Here is a 15,531-nt window from a genome sequence, read left to right on the forward strand (position 1 = left end):
CCTGGACGGCCCGTCAGGCGACGATCTCGCTCGGGACGATGAAATCCACCGTCACGCCCATCCCGAAACCGACTTCCGCCCAGTCTGCCACATCGAAATCCGCCACCAGCGTCGCCCCGGTCGGATAGCGCCCGAACTCCGGGTTCGACGGAGGATGCGCCACCAGCCGGGCCGCGAAATCGGCGATTCCGGGATTGTGCCCGATCATCATCACCACATCCGCCTTGGCATGGCGCAGGACTGCCAGCATCACGTCCGGCCCCGCATGATACAGCGCCGGTTTAAGCTCCAGCACCGGTGCCCCCGGCAAGGCTGGCGCGATCCCCGAAAACGTCTTCCGCGTCCGAACCGCGTCGGAGCACAACACCTCGCCCGGCACATAGTCGCGGCTCGCCAGCCACTGCCCCAGATCCGCGGCAGCCGCCTTGCCGCGCTCGTTCAGGGGGCGGTCATGGTCGGGGGTCATCGGGTCGTCCCAGGAGGATTTCGCATGCCGCGTCAGGATCAACCGCTTCATCTGTGGAACTGCCTCATGTGATAGGCCGACTGTTCGGGCAGTCTTGCATAGCTTTGCGACACCGGGCAAGCGCGGCGCACAAGGCAGGCGCCCGACAGGCACTCCGCCCCCTCTGCCCGGTCCAGCCAGGCATGGCACGCAGGCACGTCATACCCTGTGCCGGTCAGCGCCCCAGCGGGGCAGGCGGTCAGGCAAGGGGCCGCGCAGGCTTCACACGGTTTCGCCACTGGCGGCGGCACCTCGACCACTTCCTTCAGCGCCAATGCCCCACGAAAGCTGACCATCAACCCCTGCCCGGCATGGACCAGCAGCCGCACCGGACTGTCCCAGACCCGGCCCGTTCGCACCGCCCATTGGTAGAACGGATGATACGGCGGCCCGCCGAAGGGAAACAGCGCCTTGGCCGCAAGATCACAGGCAATCCGCCCGATCACCCGCCGCGACCAGCGGTCGACGGGGTCAGGCCCCCCCCATTCGGGCTGGGTCTTCAGATGCGTCCAGAACCCCGGCTCCTTCGGCCCAAGCAGCAGCAACGTCCGCGTGCCCGCCGGAAAGCCCTCCTCCCCCGGGCGCAGCGCAAAGCCGCCCAGCACCTCCAGCCGCTCTTCGGCCAGCAGCGCCTCTAGCGCCGGAAGGGTAACCCCAGCGCCCATGAAAGCCTCGCCGGTCTCTCGTCCTGCCATTCCAGCCCCACGGTCATCGCGTCATGCCCTGCCTTCGGTTGTGGCACATGGGTGCGGAAAATCCGGTCCCAGACCGACAGGCAGAAGCCGTAATTGCTGTCATGCTCCTCGCGGTGGATGGAATGGTGCACCCGGTGCATATCCGGCGTCACCAGCACCAGCCGCACCACCCGGTCCAACCCCCCCGGCAGGGCGAGGTTGGAATGGTTGAACAGCGCCGTCCCGCTCAAGAGGATCTCGAACACCAGTACCGCAAGCGCAGACGGCCCCAGCAGGTAAACCAGCCCGATCTTCAGCCCCATCGAGGCGAGGATCTCGACCGGGTGGAACCGGAAGCCCGTCGTCACGTCCATGTCGCGGTCGGCATGGTGGACCCGGTGGAACCGCCAGAACAGGGGCACCTTGTGCGTCACCAGATGCTGCGCCCAGATCGCAAGGTCCAGGATCAGGACAGCCAGCACCAGGTCGACCCAGCCCGGCCAATCCACGCGGTTCAACAGCCCCCAACCCTGCGCCTCGGCATCCAGCGCCGCGCCGATGGCGAGAAGCGGCAGGACGATGGCAAGCCCGCGCAGCGCCAGTGTGTTTAGAAGCGTGATGCCCAGGTTCGTCGGCCAGCGCCGCCCGCGGGACAGGCTGCGGGCGCGGCGCGGCGCCAGCGGCTCCAGCCCCGCGAACAGGGCGAAGAGGCCGAGGAAAACCCCGCCGCGCCAGAGAAGGTCCTGCTCCATATGGCACTCCTGCACCCGATTCGCTGGGCAAGGTTAACAGGGCGAGGCGCGTGTTGCCGCCAGACAGGATGCCCGACGGATGCCAGACAGATAGCCGACACCTTACAGACCGATAAAATGCTGCTCTTTCAGCCGGTTAATCTACCGACCGCTCAGCGCCGGACATGCGGCTTCACCCGCGGCTCGGTGCTTCGGATCTGGCTCCCGGCGCCGTGGTCGGTGAACAGCTCCAGCAGGCAGGCGTTCGGCACCTTGCCGTCCAAGATCGTCACCGCCCGCGTCCCCTGCTCGATCGCCATCAGCGCGGTCTCGGTCTTCGGGATCATCCCGCCCGAGATCACCCCCTCCTCGGTCATCCGGCGGATTTCCTCGGGCGTGATCTGGGTCATCACCTGGCCACTCGCGTCCTTCACCCCCGGAACGTCGGTCAGCAGAAGCAACCGGTCCGCCTGCAAGGCGCCCGCGATGGCCCCCGCCGCCGTGTCGCCGTTCACGTTGAAGGTCTCGTTGTCCTTCATCCCCGTCGCCACCGGGGCCACCACCGGGATGATGCCAGCGTTGTAAAGGTCGCGCAGCACCTGCACGTTCATCTCGACCGGGCGGCCGACATAGCCCAGTTCCGGGTCGTCGGCCTCGCAGACCATCAGGTCGTCGTCCTTGCCGGAAATCCCCACGGCCCGACCGCCCGCATCCATGATCGCCTGCACAATCCGCTTGTTCACCAATCCCGACAGGATCATCTCGACCACCTGCACCGTGGCCTTGTCGGTGACCCGCTTGCCACGGACGAAGGTGGATTTTATCCCAAGCTTTTCAAGCATCTCGTTGATCATCGGCCCGCCGCCGTGGACCACCACGGGATGCACGCCGACCTGCTTCATCAGGACGATGTCGCGGGCGAATTCCGCCATCGCCGCATCGTCGCCCATCGCGTTGCCGCCGAACTTGACGACGACCACAGCCCCCTCGAACCGCTGCAGATAGGGCAGCGCCTCGGACAGCATCTTCGCGGTGGTGATTGCGTCTTTCATGGTCAGGGTCTGCTGTTTCATCGGGACCTCCATCTTGACGCGCCGCATACGGCTTTTCCACCCCTCTGCCAAGCCTTGCCTTCCCCGTGCGCAAGCGTAGCCTGTGCCCTCAAAGGAGACATGAGATGTCCGAGCAGAAAACCCTCGTCCTGACTGGCGCAAGCCGCGGGATCGGCCATGCCACCGTCAAGCGGTTTGGCGCCGAGGGGTGGCGCGTCCTCACCTGCTCGCGTCAGCCCTTCGACCCGCGCTGCCCCTGGCCAGGGGGCGAGGAGAACCACATCGAGATCGACCTTGCCGACCCCAACAAGACCATCGCCGCCATCGAGACGATCAAGGCCAAGGTCGGCGGCCGCATCCATGCCCTTGTAAACAATGCCGGAATCAGCCCCAAGGGGCCGGGCGGGGCACGGCTGAACACCATGACGACCGACCTTCGCACCTGGGGCCATGTCTTCCACGTCAACTTCTTCGCCCCCGTCATCCTGGCGCGCGGGCTGAAGGACGAGTTGACGGCCACCAAGGGCTCCATCGTCAACGTCACCTCCATCGCCGGGGTCCGGGTCCACCCCTTCGCCGGGGCGGCCTATGCGACGTCGAAGGCGGCCCTCGCGGCATTGACCCGGGAAATGGCGCATGATTTCGGGCCCCTGGGCGTCCGCGTCAACGCCATCGCGCCGGGAGAGGTGGAAACCGCGATCCTCTCGCCCGGCACCGACAAGATCGTGGAACAACTGCCGATGCGCCGCCTGGGCCAGCCCAAGGAAGTCGCCGACGCGATCTGGTTCCTGTGCTCCGACCAGTCGAGCTACATCTCGGGCGCCGAAATCGAGGTCAACGGCGGCCAGCACGTCTAGCGGCTCAGGGGCCGAAGTCGCCGATCCGGGTGATGCGGTAGGCCTTCCCATCAGGCGCGCGGGCGGCAAGGTCTTCGGCCTCGATGGAATTGTAGACGACCATGATCTCCAGCAGCGAGTTCAGGTCGACCGGCTCCATTGTGTAAAGCTCTGACCGGAACGTCTCCGGGGCGACCGAGGCGGCAAGCTTGGTCAGAAACTCGGGGTCGATGACCAGCGCCCCGTCGAAATCCGTCCGCTTCACGAAGGTCCCGCCGAAGTCAGCCGCAAGGATCACAGTCCCCCGCAGCGTCGCCGCCGACAGATCCGCATCGCCGAAGTCCACGCCGTCCAGAAGCGCGCCGTCAAAGCTTGCTCCGGCCAGTTCGGTGGCCGAAAAGTCGCTGGCAAGGATCGTCGCACGGCTGAAATCCGCCCCCGACATCCGCGTCGGGGTCAGCCCGTCCTGCGCCGGAAGGGGTGCCAGAACCTGATCGGGCGGCAGGGCGGCAAAGCGTGTGCTCTGGATATTGGCCAGCCGGAACCGGCTGTTTTCCAGGATCGCCGTCCCGAAGTCGCACTCGACCAGATAACTGCCCGAGAAGTCCGCGAAGGAAAGCCGCGCTTGCTGGCCTGTCACCAGTTGCATGTCGGTCGCGCGCAGCACTGCGAAATCCAGATCCAGCCCGGCATAGGTGAGATACTCCAGATTGCGGACACCGCTGGCCATCAGGACGCGCAGCAGTTGGCCGCGCTCGGGGCTTGCCGGCCGGTCGGTCAGATAGGTGCCCTCGGGCCGCTCGCTCCAGCCGAAATAGGCGCTTGCCTTGGCATAGCTGTCGCCCAGCACCTCGCGCCGCCCGGCCAGCGCCACGCGCCTGCCGTCGGACTGGTCCTCGGGCCGGAACCCATGATCCAGGAACCTGTAGGGCAAAAGCGCCCGCGAGATCGAGGTGATGCGCAACACAAGGCTGCGGTCCAGGTCGGCCACCGGGTCCAGCACGTTGACCGGGTTGATCGTTCCATCGCCGTTCACCCGGTCCACCACCCGGCCCAGTTCCGCCGCGATCTCGGTGATCTCGACCGCCAGTTGCGCATTCCGCGCGGCTTCCGCCAGTTGCACATCGGTCTGGATCAGCTTGGTCTGCTCTTCGATACGCAGGTTCTGTTCGCGCAAAAGCTCGGTCTGGGTGGAAATCAGCTCGTTCTGCTTGAACAGAAGCGCCGTCCCCGCCAGTGCCGCCATCGCCGCGATCAGCGCCGTCAGGGACGCGATCACCCAGCGCCGGGTCGCGATCCAGGAATAGCGCGCCAGCACCATCGCCACCAGGTCCCGCGCCGCAGAAGTCGCCCCTGCGGGGTCACGCTCGATGGCCCGGTCCGCAATCCGTGCAAGGGGACTCGCGATCTCTTCCAGGGCCACTTCGGCATGGCCGAAAAGCTTCGTCAGCAGCGTCTTGCGCAGGGCGAGGATCAGGACGCCAAGGACTAGCACCACGATCAGCGCGGCCAGGAAGACCGACAGGATCAGCCCGGCGCTGTCGGCCAGGAACCCAACCGCCACATAGGCACCCAGCACTCCGGCGGCGAGCCCGAAGGCAAAGAACACCAGCCCCATGCCGCCAGCCGCAAGGCCGCCGCCTCCTGACGCCCGCGCTGGCGGCCCGGGCTCTGTGCCTGGCGTCGTCACCCCGTCCACCCCTTTCCACGGGATTGACGATGACAAAGCGCAGCCTTTATGGCAATCGGCTTGCCATGCTGCAGGGGACGCCCATGCTTGACGACGCCGACGACATCCACCCGCTGTTCCACGGCGCGCCGAAGGGGCTGGAGTTCCGCAAGCTGCGGAAACGCCTGGTGCAACAGGTGCGCGAGGCGATCGACACCTACGGCATGGCGCGCGCGGGCGACCGCTGGCTGGTCTGCCTGTCCGGGGGCAAGGACAGCTATACCCTTCTCGCCATCCTCACCGAGCTGAAATGGCGCGGGCTTCTGCCGGTGGACCTTCTCGCCTGCAACCTTGACCAGGGCCAGCCGAACTTCCCCGCGACCGTGCTGCCTGAGTTCCTGACCCGGATGGGCGTGCCGCACCGGATCGAATACCAGGACACCTATTCGGTGGTCATCGACAAGATCAAGCCCGGCGGGACGATGTGCTCGCTCTGCTCCCGCCTCCGGCGCGGCAACCTCTACCGCATCGCCCGCGAGGAAGGCTGTTCGACGGTCGTCCTCGGCCACCATCGCGACGACATCCTTGAGACGTTCTTCATGAACCTCTTCCACGGCGGACGGCTTGCCAGCATGCCGCCGCGCTTACTGAACGAGGACGGCGACCTCTTCGTCGCCCGCCCCCTCGCCTTTGTCTCCGAGGAAGACTGCGGCAAGTTCGCCAGCGCGATGAACTATCCGATCATCCCCTGCGACCTTTGCGGCAGCCAGGAAGGGTTGCAGCGCGCCCAGGTGAAAAGGCTCCTCGACGAATGGGAGACCCGGACCCCTGGCCGCAGGCAGGTCATGTTCCGGTCCTTGATGAACGTGCGGCCCTCGCACCTTGCCGACCCGACGCTGTTTGACTTTGCGGCACTCTTTGCCGCCACGGGAGATCGTGAGAATTTTCCGCAACTTTCGGGTGAGCGTTAAGGAACTGATCAGGAACATCCGCCTAGCCTGACCTCGAACCGCGGGCATCAGGCCCGCCTTTTCGGGGGCGACTGGCATGACTTTGGCGCTGCAACGGCTGGCACGGCATGCGTGGCAGATTCTTGCCCTGGTGCCCCTCTTCGCGCTCTCGACCTACTGGATCGCCGGGGAACTGGCGCTTGTCGCGCTGGCGGCGGCGCTGCCGGTTGTCGTGCTGGCCTTCGGCCGTCCACGGGCTGTGGACGAAACCGGTGCGACCAGCGACCGGGTGATCGCCCGGCTGGACGACATGCTGACGGAGGCCGGGGCCCGCGGCGGGGCGACCGGCTGCCTGGTGATCCAGTTCGAAGATGCTGCCCACCTGTGCGACCGCCTGGGCCGCGTCCGTCAAAGCGAGGTGCTGTCGGCCTGTGTCGCCCGGCTGCGCGGGGCTCTCCGCCCGCGTGATCTTCTCTACACGCTGGAGGACGGCAGTCTCGCCGTGGTCCTTGCCACTTCGCCCCGGCTGGACCTGGAGATCATGGTCCGCATCGCGGCAAGACTGCAACTCGTGGTGCAGCAGCCGGTCACGCTGTCGTCAGGGCCGGTGCAGGTGACCTGTTCCGTGGGGTTCTGTTCTTCGATGCAATTGGCCCGGCCCAGCGGCTTGGCCCTCCTCGATGCCGCTCAGGTCGCCGGGGATGAGGCAGCCTCGTGCCGTCCGGGCGCGATCCGCGGCTATTCCGCCGATCTGGCCCGCGCCCGGGCCGACCGGGACGCCCTGCGCGCCGGCTTTTCCGCGGCGGTCCAGCGTGGCGAAGTACGGGCCTGGTTCCAGCCGCAGGTCTCGACCGACAGCGGTGAGGTCACGGGGGTTGAGGCTCTGGTGCGCTGGCTTCATCCCGAACGCGGCTGCCTCGCCCCGGGGACCTTCCTTCCGGCCATCGACGGCTCTGACCTGATGGAGCTTCTGGGCCAGACCATGCTGACCCAGTCCATGGCCGCCCTGGCCGAGTTCGACCGCAAGGGCCTGCGCATTCCGACCGTGGCGGTGAACTTCTCGCAGCAGGAACTGCGCGACCCTCATCTGCCGGAACGGCTCGGCTGGACGCTGGACCACTTTGGCCTCGATCCGTCGCGACTGACCGTCGAGGTGCTGGAATCGGTCGTTGCGGGCGACGGCGACGATGTCCTTGCCGCAAACATCGGCCGGATTGCCGCCATGGGCTGCGGCGTCGACCTGGACGACTTCGGTGCCGGTCACGCCTCGATCACCGCGATCCGCCGGTTCGCGCTGAACCGCTTGAAGATCGACCGCAGTTTTGTCCAGAACGTCGACCAGAACCGCGACCAGCAGAACCTGATTACCGCGATCCTGTCGCTGGCAGAGCGTCTGGGGCTCGAGACCCTGGCCGAAGGCGTCGAGACGCCCGGCGAACACGCGCTTCTGGCGCAACTTGGCTGCGGCCATGTGCAGGGCTACGTCATCGCGAAACCGATGCCGGTGGAAGAGCTTGCGGGCTGGCTTGCCGCGCATCGCGAGAAACGCGCCCAGGCGCTGCGGATCGGCGTCCGGGCGCGATAGGCGGGAACTGACTGGAAGGCCGCCCGGCTTCGGATCGGCGCAGCACCGCCCCGCCATCCCGGCTGCACAGCCAGCACATTGCACAGCGACAGGCACGCGCCGTGGTCATGGTCACGGGTCACTCCAGTCGGAACAGCTTGTCCCGTGAAGCAGCACCGCGCAGCAGGACGAGGCGGGTCTTCGCCACGCCCAGCGCCTTCGCCAGACTTGCGCGGGCCGCTTCCGTCGCCCGTCCGGCCTCGGGCACCTCGGTCACGCTGATCCGGACCACCCCGTCCACCAGTTCCAGCGCCGCCCGCCGCGCATTCGGGGTGACCCGCACCGCGAAAGTCGTCCCTTCCACTGCCATGTGCGAAAGATCGGTCATGTCCGGGGCATGCACCACGCCGGTCTGCCTGGCAAGTCTCTCTCCCGGGCCTGCACGGGCCGGGCCTTTCTCGCTGCGCTCAGACCCCGACCTCGATCCCCAATCCCCGCTCCCGGGCACGGGTCACGGCGACCGACGCAACCGCAAGGTCCTGCAGGCCTACCCCCGTCCCGTCGAAAAGCGTGATTTCATTCATGGCTTTCCGGCCCTCGTGCCTGCCGATCAGCACATCGCCCAGCGGCACTATTCCGGCTGCGTCCAGAAGTCCTGCGCCCACTGCATGCTGCGCCTCGCCGATGGTCACCGATTGGGCTACCTCGTCGGTGAAGACCGAAGCCCCCGCCACCAGCGCGGGCTCCACCTCCTGCTTGCCTGCCGTGTCAGTCCCCATGCAGCTCAGATGCGTGCCGGGCGCGACATGCTCGGCAAGAAGGCTCGCCGCAGGGGAGGACGTGATCGTCACGATCACCTCGGCCTCTCGCATCCGGGGCAGATCCACCGCCTCGAACGGCAGGCCCAGCTCTGCCGCCACCGCGCCAAGCTTTGGCAGCATCTCGGGATGCAGGTTCCAGGCAATCACCCGCTCGAACCGCCGCACCCGTGCGGCTGCGCGCAACTGGAACCCCGCCTGATGTCCCGCACCGACGATGCCCAGCACATGTGCCTCTGGCCGCGCGAGGCGGTCGATGGCGATCGCCGATGCCGCCGCCGTCCGCAGCGCCGTCAACAGGTTCCCCCCCACCATCGCCACCGGCCGCCCGGTGTCGGGATCAAACAGGAAGACCGAGGACTGGTGATTGATCAGCCCCTTCGCAGCGTTCCCCGGGAAGTACCCGCCGGCCTTCACCCCAAGCTGGCCTGCCGCCCGATCGAGGCCGGACTTGAAGCCATACTGCCGCCCTTCGCCCAGCGCCTCGCGCACCACGGGGAAGTTGTATGCCTCTCCGCGCACCATCGCGGCAAAACAGGCCTCGACCGCGCGAAAGGCATCCTCGGCGGTGACAAGCGACGCGATCAGCGCCTCGGGAACGATCAGCATGCGTGCCTTCCCAGGGACCTATGCCCTGATTTGCTCATGTCGAAAATACTCCCGCCGGAGGCTCCGCCGGGAGGGCCGGGCGCAGGTTCAATACGCCTTGCCCCGGGCCGAGACCGGCCAGACGCATTCAACCTTGCCGCCCCGGACACCGACATACCAGTCATGCACATTGCATGTCGGGTCGCAGTGGCCGGGGATCAGCTTCAGCTTGACGCCGACCTTCAAGACGCCCGCTGGGTCGTCGATCACCCCGTGCTCGTCGCTGCACTTGACGTATTTCACGTCGTCGCGCCCGAAGATCACCGGCAAGCCACTATCCACCGACTGAGCCTTCAGCCCTGCATCGCAGATCGCCTTGTCGGCCTTCACATGGCTCATCACCGAGGTCAGGATGAACAGCGCATTCTCCCACTCACCCCGGTCAATCCGGTTGCCATCCTTGTCGAGGATTCGGCCGTAGTCCGCGTCCATGAAAGCGTACGACCCGCACTGAAGCTCGTTGTAGACCCCGGAATTGCTTTCGAAATAGTAGGACCCCGTGCCCCCGCCCGACACCAGCTCCGGCTTTAGCCCCGCCGCCTCCAGCGCGTCGACACACCCCTTCACCTGGGCAATTGCCGCATCCAGCTTGGCCTTCCGGTCCTCATAGCGATCCATGTGCTGCATCGCGCCCTGATAGGCCTGGATGCCGGTGAACTTCAGCCCGGGTGCTGCGGCCGCGGCTTTAGCAATCGCCACCACCTCCTCGGGCGTCTTCACCCCGCAGCGACCCGCGCCGCAGTCGATTTCGACGAAGACCTCGATTTCCGTCCCGTGGCGAACCGCCGCCGCCGACAGGTCGGCCACGTTCGCCACGTCGTCGACGCAGACAATGGTCCGCGCCCCCAGTTTCGGCAGCCGCGCCAGCCGGTCGATCTTGGCCAGGTCGCGCACCTGGTTCGACACCAGCACATCCTTGATCCCACCGCGGGCGAAGACTTCGGCCTCCGACACCTTCTGGCAGCAGACCCCCACCGCGCCGCCCAGCCGCTCCTGCAGCTTGGCCACGTCCACCGACTTGTGCATCTTGCCATGCACCCGGTGCCGCATCCCGTGCGCGCGAGCATAGTCGCCCATCTTGACGATGTTGCGCTCCAGCGCATCGAGGTCGAGGATCAGGCAGGGCGTCTGGATGTCCGCCTCGTCCATCCCCGGCAGGGCCGGAATGTCGTAACCCACCTCAAGCCCTTGAAAATCCGTGTACTTGTTCATGGTCTTCAACCTTTCATCCAGGGGAGTTGGTCCAGATCGACGTTGCCGCCGGTGATGATGATGCCGACGCGCTTGCCCCGGAAGGCCGCACGGTTCTTCAGGACCACGGCCAGCGGCACGGCGCTGGAGGGTTCCATCACGACCCGCAGATGCTTCCAAGTCAGCTTCATCGCGTCGATGATCTCCTGTTCAGAGGCCGTGTAGATTTCGCTGACGTGGTTCGACACGAAATGCCAGGTCAGGTCCTTCAGCGGGACCAGCAACCCGTCGGCGATGGTCTTCGGCGCGTCATCGGCGATGATACGCCCGGCCTTGAAGCTGCGATAGGCGTCGTCGGCCTGTTCCGGCTCCGCCGCGATGACCTTGGTTACCGGGGCAAGCGTCGACAGCGTCAGGCAAGTGCCCGAGATCATGCCGCCGCCACCGATGGGGGCCACGACCATGTCCAATCCGCCGGTCTGCTCCATGAACTCGCGTGAGCAGGTGCCCTGCCCGGCGATCACGCGGGGGTCGTTGTAGGGGTGGACGAAGTCGCCGCCGGTGCGGGCCTGCACTTCGGCAAAGGTCGCCTCGCGGCTGCTGGTCGAGGGTTCGCATTCGGTGATGACACCCCCATAGCGCCGCACAGTGTCCTTCTTTGCCTGCGGGGCCGTGCGCGGCATGACCACATTGCAGGGGATGCCCCGCAGCATGGCGGCGTAGGACAGACAGGACGCGTGGTTTCCGGAGGAGTGGGTGGCGACACCAAGCCTGGCCTGGTCGTCCGTCAACCCGAAGACGGCGTTGGCCGCGCCGCGCACCTTGAAGGCCCCCGGCTCCTGGAAGTTCTCGCATTTGAAGAAGAGTTCGCACCCGGCAAGCTCGTTCAGGTAGTCCGAGCTGCGGACCGGGGTCTGGCGGATATGCGGGCGGATGCGGTCATGTGCGGCCAGCATGTCGTCGTAGGTGGGGATCTGCAATCCGTTCATGTCCTTCATTTTCCTGCCCTTTCCGCTGGGGCCCAAATTTCTTGAGCAAGAAACTTGTCAAAATCCTTGCTTGAGGATTTTGGCCCCTTACTCCGCCGCCATCGCCATCGCAGGAACCGTCCCGCGATAATACTCCTGCGCCGCCGCCACGCCCGATCCAAGTTTCACCGGCCAACCCAGATCGGCCATGCACATCTCGGCCACGCAAAGCCCTGACAGCACCATCGCTTCGGTCAGCATGCCAAGGTGACCGATGCGGAAGACCTTTCCAGCGACCTCACCCAGACCCACGCCGAAGGCCATGCCGTATTTGCTGGCCGCAAGCTGAACCAGCGCGGTCCCGTCGCACCCGGCAGGCACCTTTACCGCCGTCACCGTATCCGAATACAAGTCTGCCGACACCGCATAGGGCGTCATCCCCCAGGCAAAGACCGCCCGGCGCACGCCTTCGGCGAGCCGGTGGTGGCGAGCGTAGACATTCTCCAGCCCCTCCGTCTCCAGAAGGTCGATGGAATGCGCCAGCCCGGCAATCAGGCCCACAGCGGGAGTATAGGGGTAGCCGCCGCGCGCGTAAGCACCCAGCATGTCCTTGAAATCGAAGAAGGTCCGTGGCAGTCGTGCCGTCTCCATCGCCGCAATCGCTTTCGGCGAAACCCCCAGGATCGCCAGCCCCGCCGGCAGCATGAAGCCCTTCTGACTGCCCGCCACCGCGATATCGACGCCCCAGCCCGCAAAGTCGAAGGGCATCGAGGCGATCGAGGACACCCCGTCCACGAACAGCATCGCCGCATGTCCCGCCGCGTCCATCGCCGCCCGGATCCCCGCGATGTGCGACTTCACCCCCGTCGCCGTCTCGTTATGGGTCGCCAGGACCGCCTTGATATGCCCTGCCTTGTCCGCGCGCAGGACCCTCTCGATGGCCTCAAGCGGCGCTCCCTGCCCCCAGGGCGTTTCGATGATCTCGACGTCCAGCTTGTGGCGCTGGCACAGGTCGATCCAGCGGTGGCTGAACATCCCGAACCGGGCGGCAAGAACGGTATCTCCGGGTGACAGCGTGTTCGTCACTGCCGCTTCCCAACCCCCCGTGCCGGTCGACGGGATGACGATGACCTCGCCCTGTTCCATGCGCAAAACCCGCCGAACACCTTCCACCGCCGGCTTGAACAGCCGTGAAAAGGCCGGGCTCCGGTGGTCCAGCGTGCCCATGTCGCAGGCCTTGCGCACCGAATCCGGAATGTTCGTCGGGCCCGGGATGAAGACGGGGTTCTGCATGGACATCGGGCAACTCCCTGAAAGATCGCCCAGAAAAGCTACGCCCTGCGGCGAATGCGCACAATTTTTTCGAAAAGATTTTTCACTGTCACATATCCATGCTATTCCCCAATCCATCCAATGACTTGTGCTTTTTCACAAACAGGAGGCCCCCGATGGCCCAGAAACCCCGCGGCCGCCCGAAGGCGTTCAACGAAAAGACGGACCAGAACACCGTGCAGGCCTTGGACCGGGGCATGGACATCCTGACCCATGTCGCCCTGAACCCGGGCCGGACCCTGTCCGAGATTGCCGAGGATACCGGCGAGGCCATCGCCACCGTCTTCCGCGCCCTTGTCACCCTGCAAGGCCACGGCATGGTCGAGGTAGATGAGCCCGGCCAGTTCTGGCACATCGGCCCCGGTGCCTTCCGCGTCGGCTCGGCCTTTCTGCGCCGCACCAAGGTCGTCGAACGCGCCCGCCAGCCGATGGACGCGCTGATGCGCGAAACCGGCGAAACCGCGAACCTCGGCATCGAGGTCAAGGACGAGGTCTTCTTCGTCGCCCAGGTTGAAACCTACGAAGCGATCCGCGCCTTCTTCCCCCCCGGCACCCGCGCGCCGATGCACTCCAGCGGGATCGGCAAGGCGCTGCTGGCCTGGTACCCCGAGGAAAAGACGCGCGGCATCCTGGCCCGCAAGGGGCTGGAAAAGTTCACCTCCCTGACCCTCACCAGCGACAGCGCCCTCCTCCGCGACCTGAACCGCACCCGCGACCGGGGCTTTTCCATCGACGATCAGGAACGCGCCGAGGGGATGCGCTGCGTCGCGGCCCCGATCTTCAACGCCCATGGCGAGCCGGTGGCGGGCCTGTCTGTCTCCGGCCCCGCCTTCCGCATGGGGCTGTCCGACGCCACCCGGACCGGCGCGCTGGTGCGGGCGGCGGCGGATCAGGTGACGGAAGCCACGGGCGGCACCCAGCCCGAGTGACGCTTTCGACAGGGGCCGGTCGGTCGGGGGCCAGACGGGCGCGCCCGACCGTCTAGACAAGCGCAAAGCCAGCGAAGGACACATCATGACCAAGCCGAACCTGTTGATCCTGATGGTCGACCAGCTGAACGGCACCCTCTTCCCCGATGGCCCGGCTGACTTCCTGCATACGCCCAACCTCAAGGCTCTCGCCGCCCGGTCCACCCGCTTCCGGAACTGCTACACGGCGTCCCCCCTCTGCGCCCCCGCCCGCGCCAGCTTCATGTCCGGTCAGCTTCCCTCCCGCACCCGCGTCTACGACAACGCCGCCGAATTCGCCTCGGACATCCCGACCTACGCCCACCACCTGCGCCGCGCCGGGTACCAGACGGCGCTTTCCGGCAAGATGCATTTCGTCGGTCCTGACCAACTCCATGGGTTCGAGCAGCGCCTGACAACCGACATCTACCCCGCTGACTTCGGCTGGACCCCTGACTACCGCAAACCGGGCGAGCGCATCGACTGGTGGTACCACAACCTCGGCTCCGTCACCGGCGCAGGCGTGGCCGAGATCACCAACCAGTACGAATACGATGACGACGTGGCCTTCCAGGCCGTGCAGAAGATCTACGACCTCTCGCGCGGCCAGGACCCCCGCCCCTGGGCGCTGACCGTCAGCTTCACCCACCCGCACGATCCCTTCGTCGCCCGCCGCAAATATTGGGACCTCTACGAAGGTGCCCCCGAATGCGAGCCGCCCGAACCCCTCGCCTACGACGACATGGACCCCCACTCCCAGCGCCTGATGGACGCCTGCGACTGGCGGGGCATGGAAATCACCCCCGACCACATCCGCCGCGCCAAGCAGGCATATTTCGCCAACATCAGCTATATCGACGACAAGATCGGTGAGATTCTTGCCGTTCTGGAGGCCACCCGGCAGGACGCCCACATCGTCTTCCTCTCCGACCACGGTGAGATGCTTGGGCAAAAGGGTCTCTGGTTCAAGATGAACTTCTTCGAAGGCTCGGCCCGCGTGCCCCTGATGATCGCGGCCCCCGAGATGCCCGCAGGCCTTGTCGAAACCCCCGTCTCCTCCATCGACCTCGCCCCCACTCTCGCAGCACTTGCAGGACTCTCGATGGACGAAGTCGCCCCCTGGACCGAAGGCGTGAACCTGATCCCGGTGGCCAATGGAGCGCCTCGCGCCCCCGTCGCCATGGAATACGCCGCCGAAGGCACGATCACCCCGATGGTCGCCCTGCGTGACGGAGCCTGGAAATACATCCGCTGCCCCGCCGACCCCGAACAGCTGTTCGACGTGGCGAATGACCCGGGAGAAACGGTGAACCTCGCCACCGATCCCCGCACCACCGAAATCCTCCAGCATTTCCGCACGCTGGCCGACCAACGCTGGGACCTCTCCGCCTACGACGCGGCAGTCCGCGAAAGCCAGGCCCGCCGCTGGGTGGTATACGAGGCGCTGCGGAACGGCGCCTATTTCCCCTGGGACCACCAGCCGCTTCGTGCGGCAAGCGAACGCTACATGCGCAACCACATGGATCTGAATGTTCTAGAGGACTCCAAGCGGTTTCCGCGCGGGGAATAAGGTCAGGTTCGCCGCCTCACCAAGGCCCGGTCGTTGCCCATGCAACAAATACTCCCGCCGGAGGATCCGTCGCCAA

Annotated in this window: 15 protein-coding genes; 5 read left to right on the forward strand and 10 right to left on the reverse strand. The window is 66.2% G+C overall.

Going from position 1 to position 15,531, the window contains the following annotated elements:
* Positions 1–13: 13 nt before the first annotated feature.
* From E8M84_RS11400 to argB, 4 genes are all read right to left on the reverse strand, one after another.
* Positions 14–517 (reverse strand): histidine phosphatase family protein, encoded by a 504-nt coding sequence (locus E8M84_RS11400; RefSeq protein ID WP_137111319.1) that lies wholly within the window; start codon positions 515–517, stop codon positions 14–16.
* On the reverse strand, positions 514–1,170 hold the full coding sequence (locus E8M84_RS11405; protein WP_137111827.1) for a ferredoxin: 657 nt from the start codon (positions 1,168–1,170) through the stop codon (positions 514–516). The genes E8M84_RS11400 and E8M84_RS11405 overlap by 4 nt, the downstream gene beginning before the upstream one ends.
* A complete protein-coding gene (locus E8M84_RS11410) occupies positions 1,140–1,931 on the reverse strand; it encodes a sterol desaturase family protein (RefSeq protein WP_137111320.1) in 792 nt (263 codons plus the stop codon). The genes E8M84_RS11405 and E8M84_RS11410 overlap by 31 nt, the downstream gene beginning before the upstream one ends.
* Before the next feature lie 152 nt (positions 1,932–2,083).
* Positions 2,084–2,962 (reverse strand): acetylglutamate kinase, encoded by an 879-nt coding sequence (gene argB, locus E8M84_RS11415; protein ID WP_394347420.1) that lies wholly within the window; start codon positions 2,960–2,962, stop codon positions 2,084–2,086.
* 125 nt (positions 2,963–3,087) lie between these two features.
* On the opposite strand from argB, the gene E8M84_RS11420 reads away from it, so the two are divergent.
* The gene (locus E8M84_RS11420) at positions 3,088–3,819 is read left to right on the forward strand and encodes an SDR family NAD(P)-dependent oxidoreductase (protein WP_137111322.1); all 732 of its coding nucleotides are present in this window, start codon (positions 3,088–3,090) and stop codon (positions 3,817–3,819) included.
* Between the two features lie 4 nt (positions 3,820–3,823).
* Here E8M84_RS11420 and E8M84_RS11425 read toward each other — a convergent pair whose 3' ends face one another.
* On the reverse strand, positions 3,824–5,488 hold the full coding sequence (locus tag E8M84_RS11425; protein ID WP_137111323.1) for a pentapeptide repeat-containing protein: 1,665 nt from the start codon (positions 5,486–5,488) through the stop codon (positions 3,824–3,826).
* 83 nt (positions 5,489–5,571) lie between these two features.
* Here E8M84_RS11425 and ttcA point away from each other — a divergent pair, with 83 nt between their 5' ends.
* Positions 5,572–6,438, forward strand: coding sequence for a tRNA 2-thiocytidine(32) synthetase TtcA (gene ttcA / locus E8M84_RS11430; protein ID WP_137111324.1), 867 nt, complete (start codon positions 5,572–5,574; stop codon positions 6,436–6,438).
* A gap of 76 nt (positions 6,439–6,514) precedes the next feature.
* Entirely contained in the window at positions 6,515–8,002 is a 1,488-nt protein-coding gene (locus tag E8M84_RS11435; protein WP_137111325.1) for a bifunctional diguanylate cyclase/phosphodiesterase, read from the forward strand.
* A gap of 118 nt (positions 8,003–8,120) precedes the next feature.
* Here the strand turns inward: E8M84_RS11435 and E8M84_RS11440 are convergent, their stop codons facing one another.
* From E8M84_RS11440 to bhcA, 5 genes are all read right to left on the reverse strand, one after another.
* On the reverse strand, positions 8,121–8,369 hold the full coding sequence (locus E8M84_RS11440) for a DUF167 domain-containing protein (protein ID WP_137111326.1): 249 nt from the start codon (positions 8,367–8,369) through the stop codon (positions 8,121–8,123).
* Positions 8,370–8,448: 79 nt separating this feature from the next.
* Positions 8,449–9,408 carry an iminosuccinate reductase BhcD gene (gene bhcD / locus E8M84_RS11445; protein WP_137111327.1) on the reverse strand — a complete coding sequence of 320 codons (960 nt, stop codon included), beginning with the start codon at positions 9,406–9,408 and terminating at the stop codon, positions 8,449–8,451.
* Between the two features lie 87 nt (positions 9,409–9,495).
* Positions 9,496–10,659 (reverse strand): 3-hydroxy-D-aspartate aldolase BhcC, encoded by a 1,164-nt coding sequence (gene bhcC, locus E8M84_RS11450; RefSeq protein ID WP_137111328.1) that lies wholly within the window; start codon positions 10,657–10,659, stop codon positions 9,496–9,498.
* A 5-nt stretch (positions 10,660–10,664) separates the two neighbouring features.
* Positions 10,665–11,636: a beta-hydroxyaspartate dehydratase BhcB gene (gene bhcB / locus E8M84_RS11455; protein WP_137111329.1), complete on the reverse strand. Its 972-nt coding sequence runs from the start codon at positions 11,634–11,636 to the stop codon at positions 10,665–10,667.
* Between the two features lie 78 nt (positions 11,637–11,714).
* On the reverse strand, positions 11,715–12,905 hold the full coding sequence (bhcA, locus tag E8M84_RS11460) for an L-aspartate--glyoxylate aminotransferase BhcA (protein ID WP_137111330.1): 1,191 nt from the start codon (positions 12,903–12,905) through the stop codon (positions 11,715–11,717).
* A gap of 149 nt (positions 12,906–13,054) precedes the next feature.
* On the opposite strand from bhcA, the gene bhcR reads away from it, so the two are divergent.
* On the forward strand, positions 13,055–13,867 hold the full coding sequence (gene bhcR, locus E8M84_RS11465) for an HTH-type transcriptional regulator BhcR (RefSeq protein WP_137111331.1): 813 nt from the start codon (positions 13,055–13,057) through the stop codon (positions 13,865–13,867).
* An 85-nt stretch (positions 13,868–13,952) separates the two neighbouring features.
* A complete protein-coding gene (gene betC, locus E8M84_RS11470) occupies positions 13,953–15,455 on the forward strand; it encodes a choline-sulfatase (RefSeq protein WP_137111332.1) in 1,503 nt (500 codons plus the stop codon).
* Positions 15,456–15,531 lie beyond the last annotated feature (76 nt).

This window comes from Rhodobacter sp. SY28-1 (assembly GCF_005222785.1).
GTDB lineage: Bacteria > Pseudomonadota > Alphaproteobacteria > Rhodobacterales > Rhodobacteraceae > Tabrizicola.

What these genes read in the sequence shown, in the direction of transcription:
- ttcA (WP_137111324.1), top strand. Translation starts at nt 5,572, where the DNA reads ATGCTTGACGACGCCGACGACATCCACCCGCTGTTCCACGGCGCGCCG.
- E8M84_RS11410 (WP_137111320.1), bottom strand. Translation starts at nt 1,931, where the DNA reads ATGGAGCAGGACCTTCTCTGGCGCGGCGGGGTTTTCCTCGGCCTCTTC.
- argB (WP_394347420.1), bottom strand. Translation starts at nt 2,962, where the DNA reads ATGAAAGACGCAATCACCACCGCGAAGATGCTGTCCGAGGCGCTGCCC.
- bhcA (WP_137111330.1), bottom strand. Translation starts at nt 12,905, where the DNA reads ATGTCCATGCAGAACCCCGTCTTCATCCCGGGCCCGACGAACATTCCG.
- E8M84_RS11405 (WP_137111827.1), bottom strand. Translation starts at nt 1,170, where the DNA reads ATGGGCGCTGGGGTTACCCTTCCGGCGCTAGAGGCGCTGCTGGCCGAA.
- betC (WP_137111332.1), top strand. Translation starts at nt 13,953, where the DNA reads ATGACCAAGCCGAACCTGTTGATCCTGATGGTCGACCAGCTGAACGGC.
- bhcB (WP_137111329.1), bottom strand. Translation starts at nt 11,636, where the DNA reads ATGAAGGACATGAACGGATTGCAGATCCCCACCTACGACGACATGCTG.
- E8M84_RS11435 (WP_137111325.1), top strand. Translation starts at nt 6,515, where the DNA reads ATGACTTTGGCGCTGCAACGGCTGGCACGGCATGCGTGGCAGATTCTT.
- bhcR (WP_137111331.1), top strand. Translation starts at nt 13,055, where the DNA reads ATGGCCCAGAAACCCCGCGGCCGCCCGAAGGCGTTCAACGAAAAGACG.
- bhcD (WP_137111327.1), bottom strand. Translation starts at nt 9,408, where the DNA reads ATGCTGATCGTTCCCGAGGCGCTGATCGCGTCGCTTGTCACCGCCGAG.
- E8M84_RS11440 (WP_137111326.1), bottom strand. Translation starts at nt 8,369, where the DNA reads ATGACCGATCTTTCGCACATGGCAGTGGAAGGGACGACTTTCGCGGTG.
- bhcC (WP_137111328.1), bottom strand. Translation starts at nt 10,659, where the DNA reads ATGAACAAGTACACGGATTTTCAAGGGCTTGAGGTGGGTTACGACATT.
- E8M84_RS11400 (WP_137111319.1), bottom strand. Translation starts at nt 517, where the DNA reads ATGAAGCGGTTGATCCTGACGCGGCATGCGAAATCCTCCTGGGACGAC.
- E8M84_RS11420 (WP_137111322.1), top strand. Translation starts at nt 3,088, where the DNA reads ATGTCCGAGCAGAAAACCCTCGTCCTGACTGGCGCAAGCCGCGGGATC.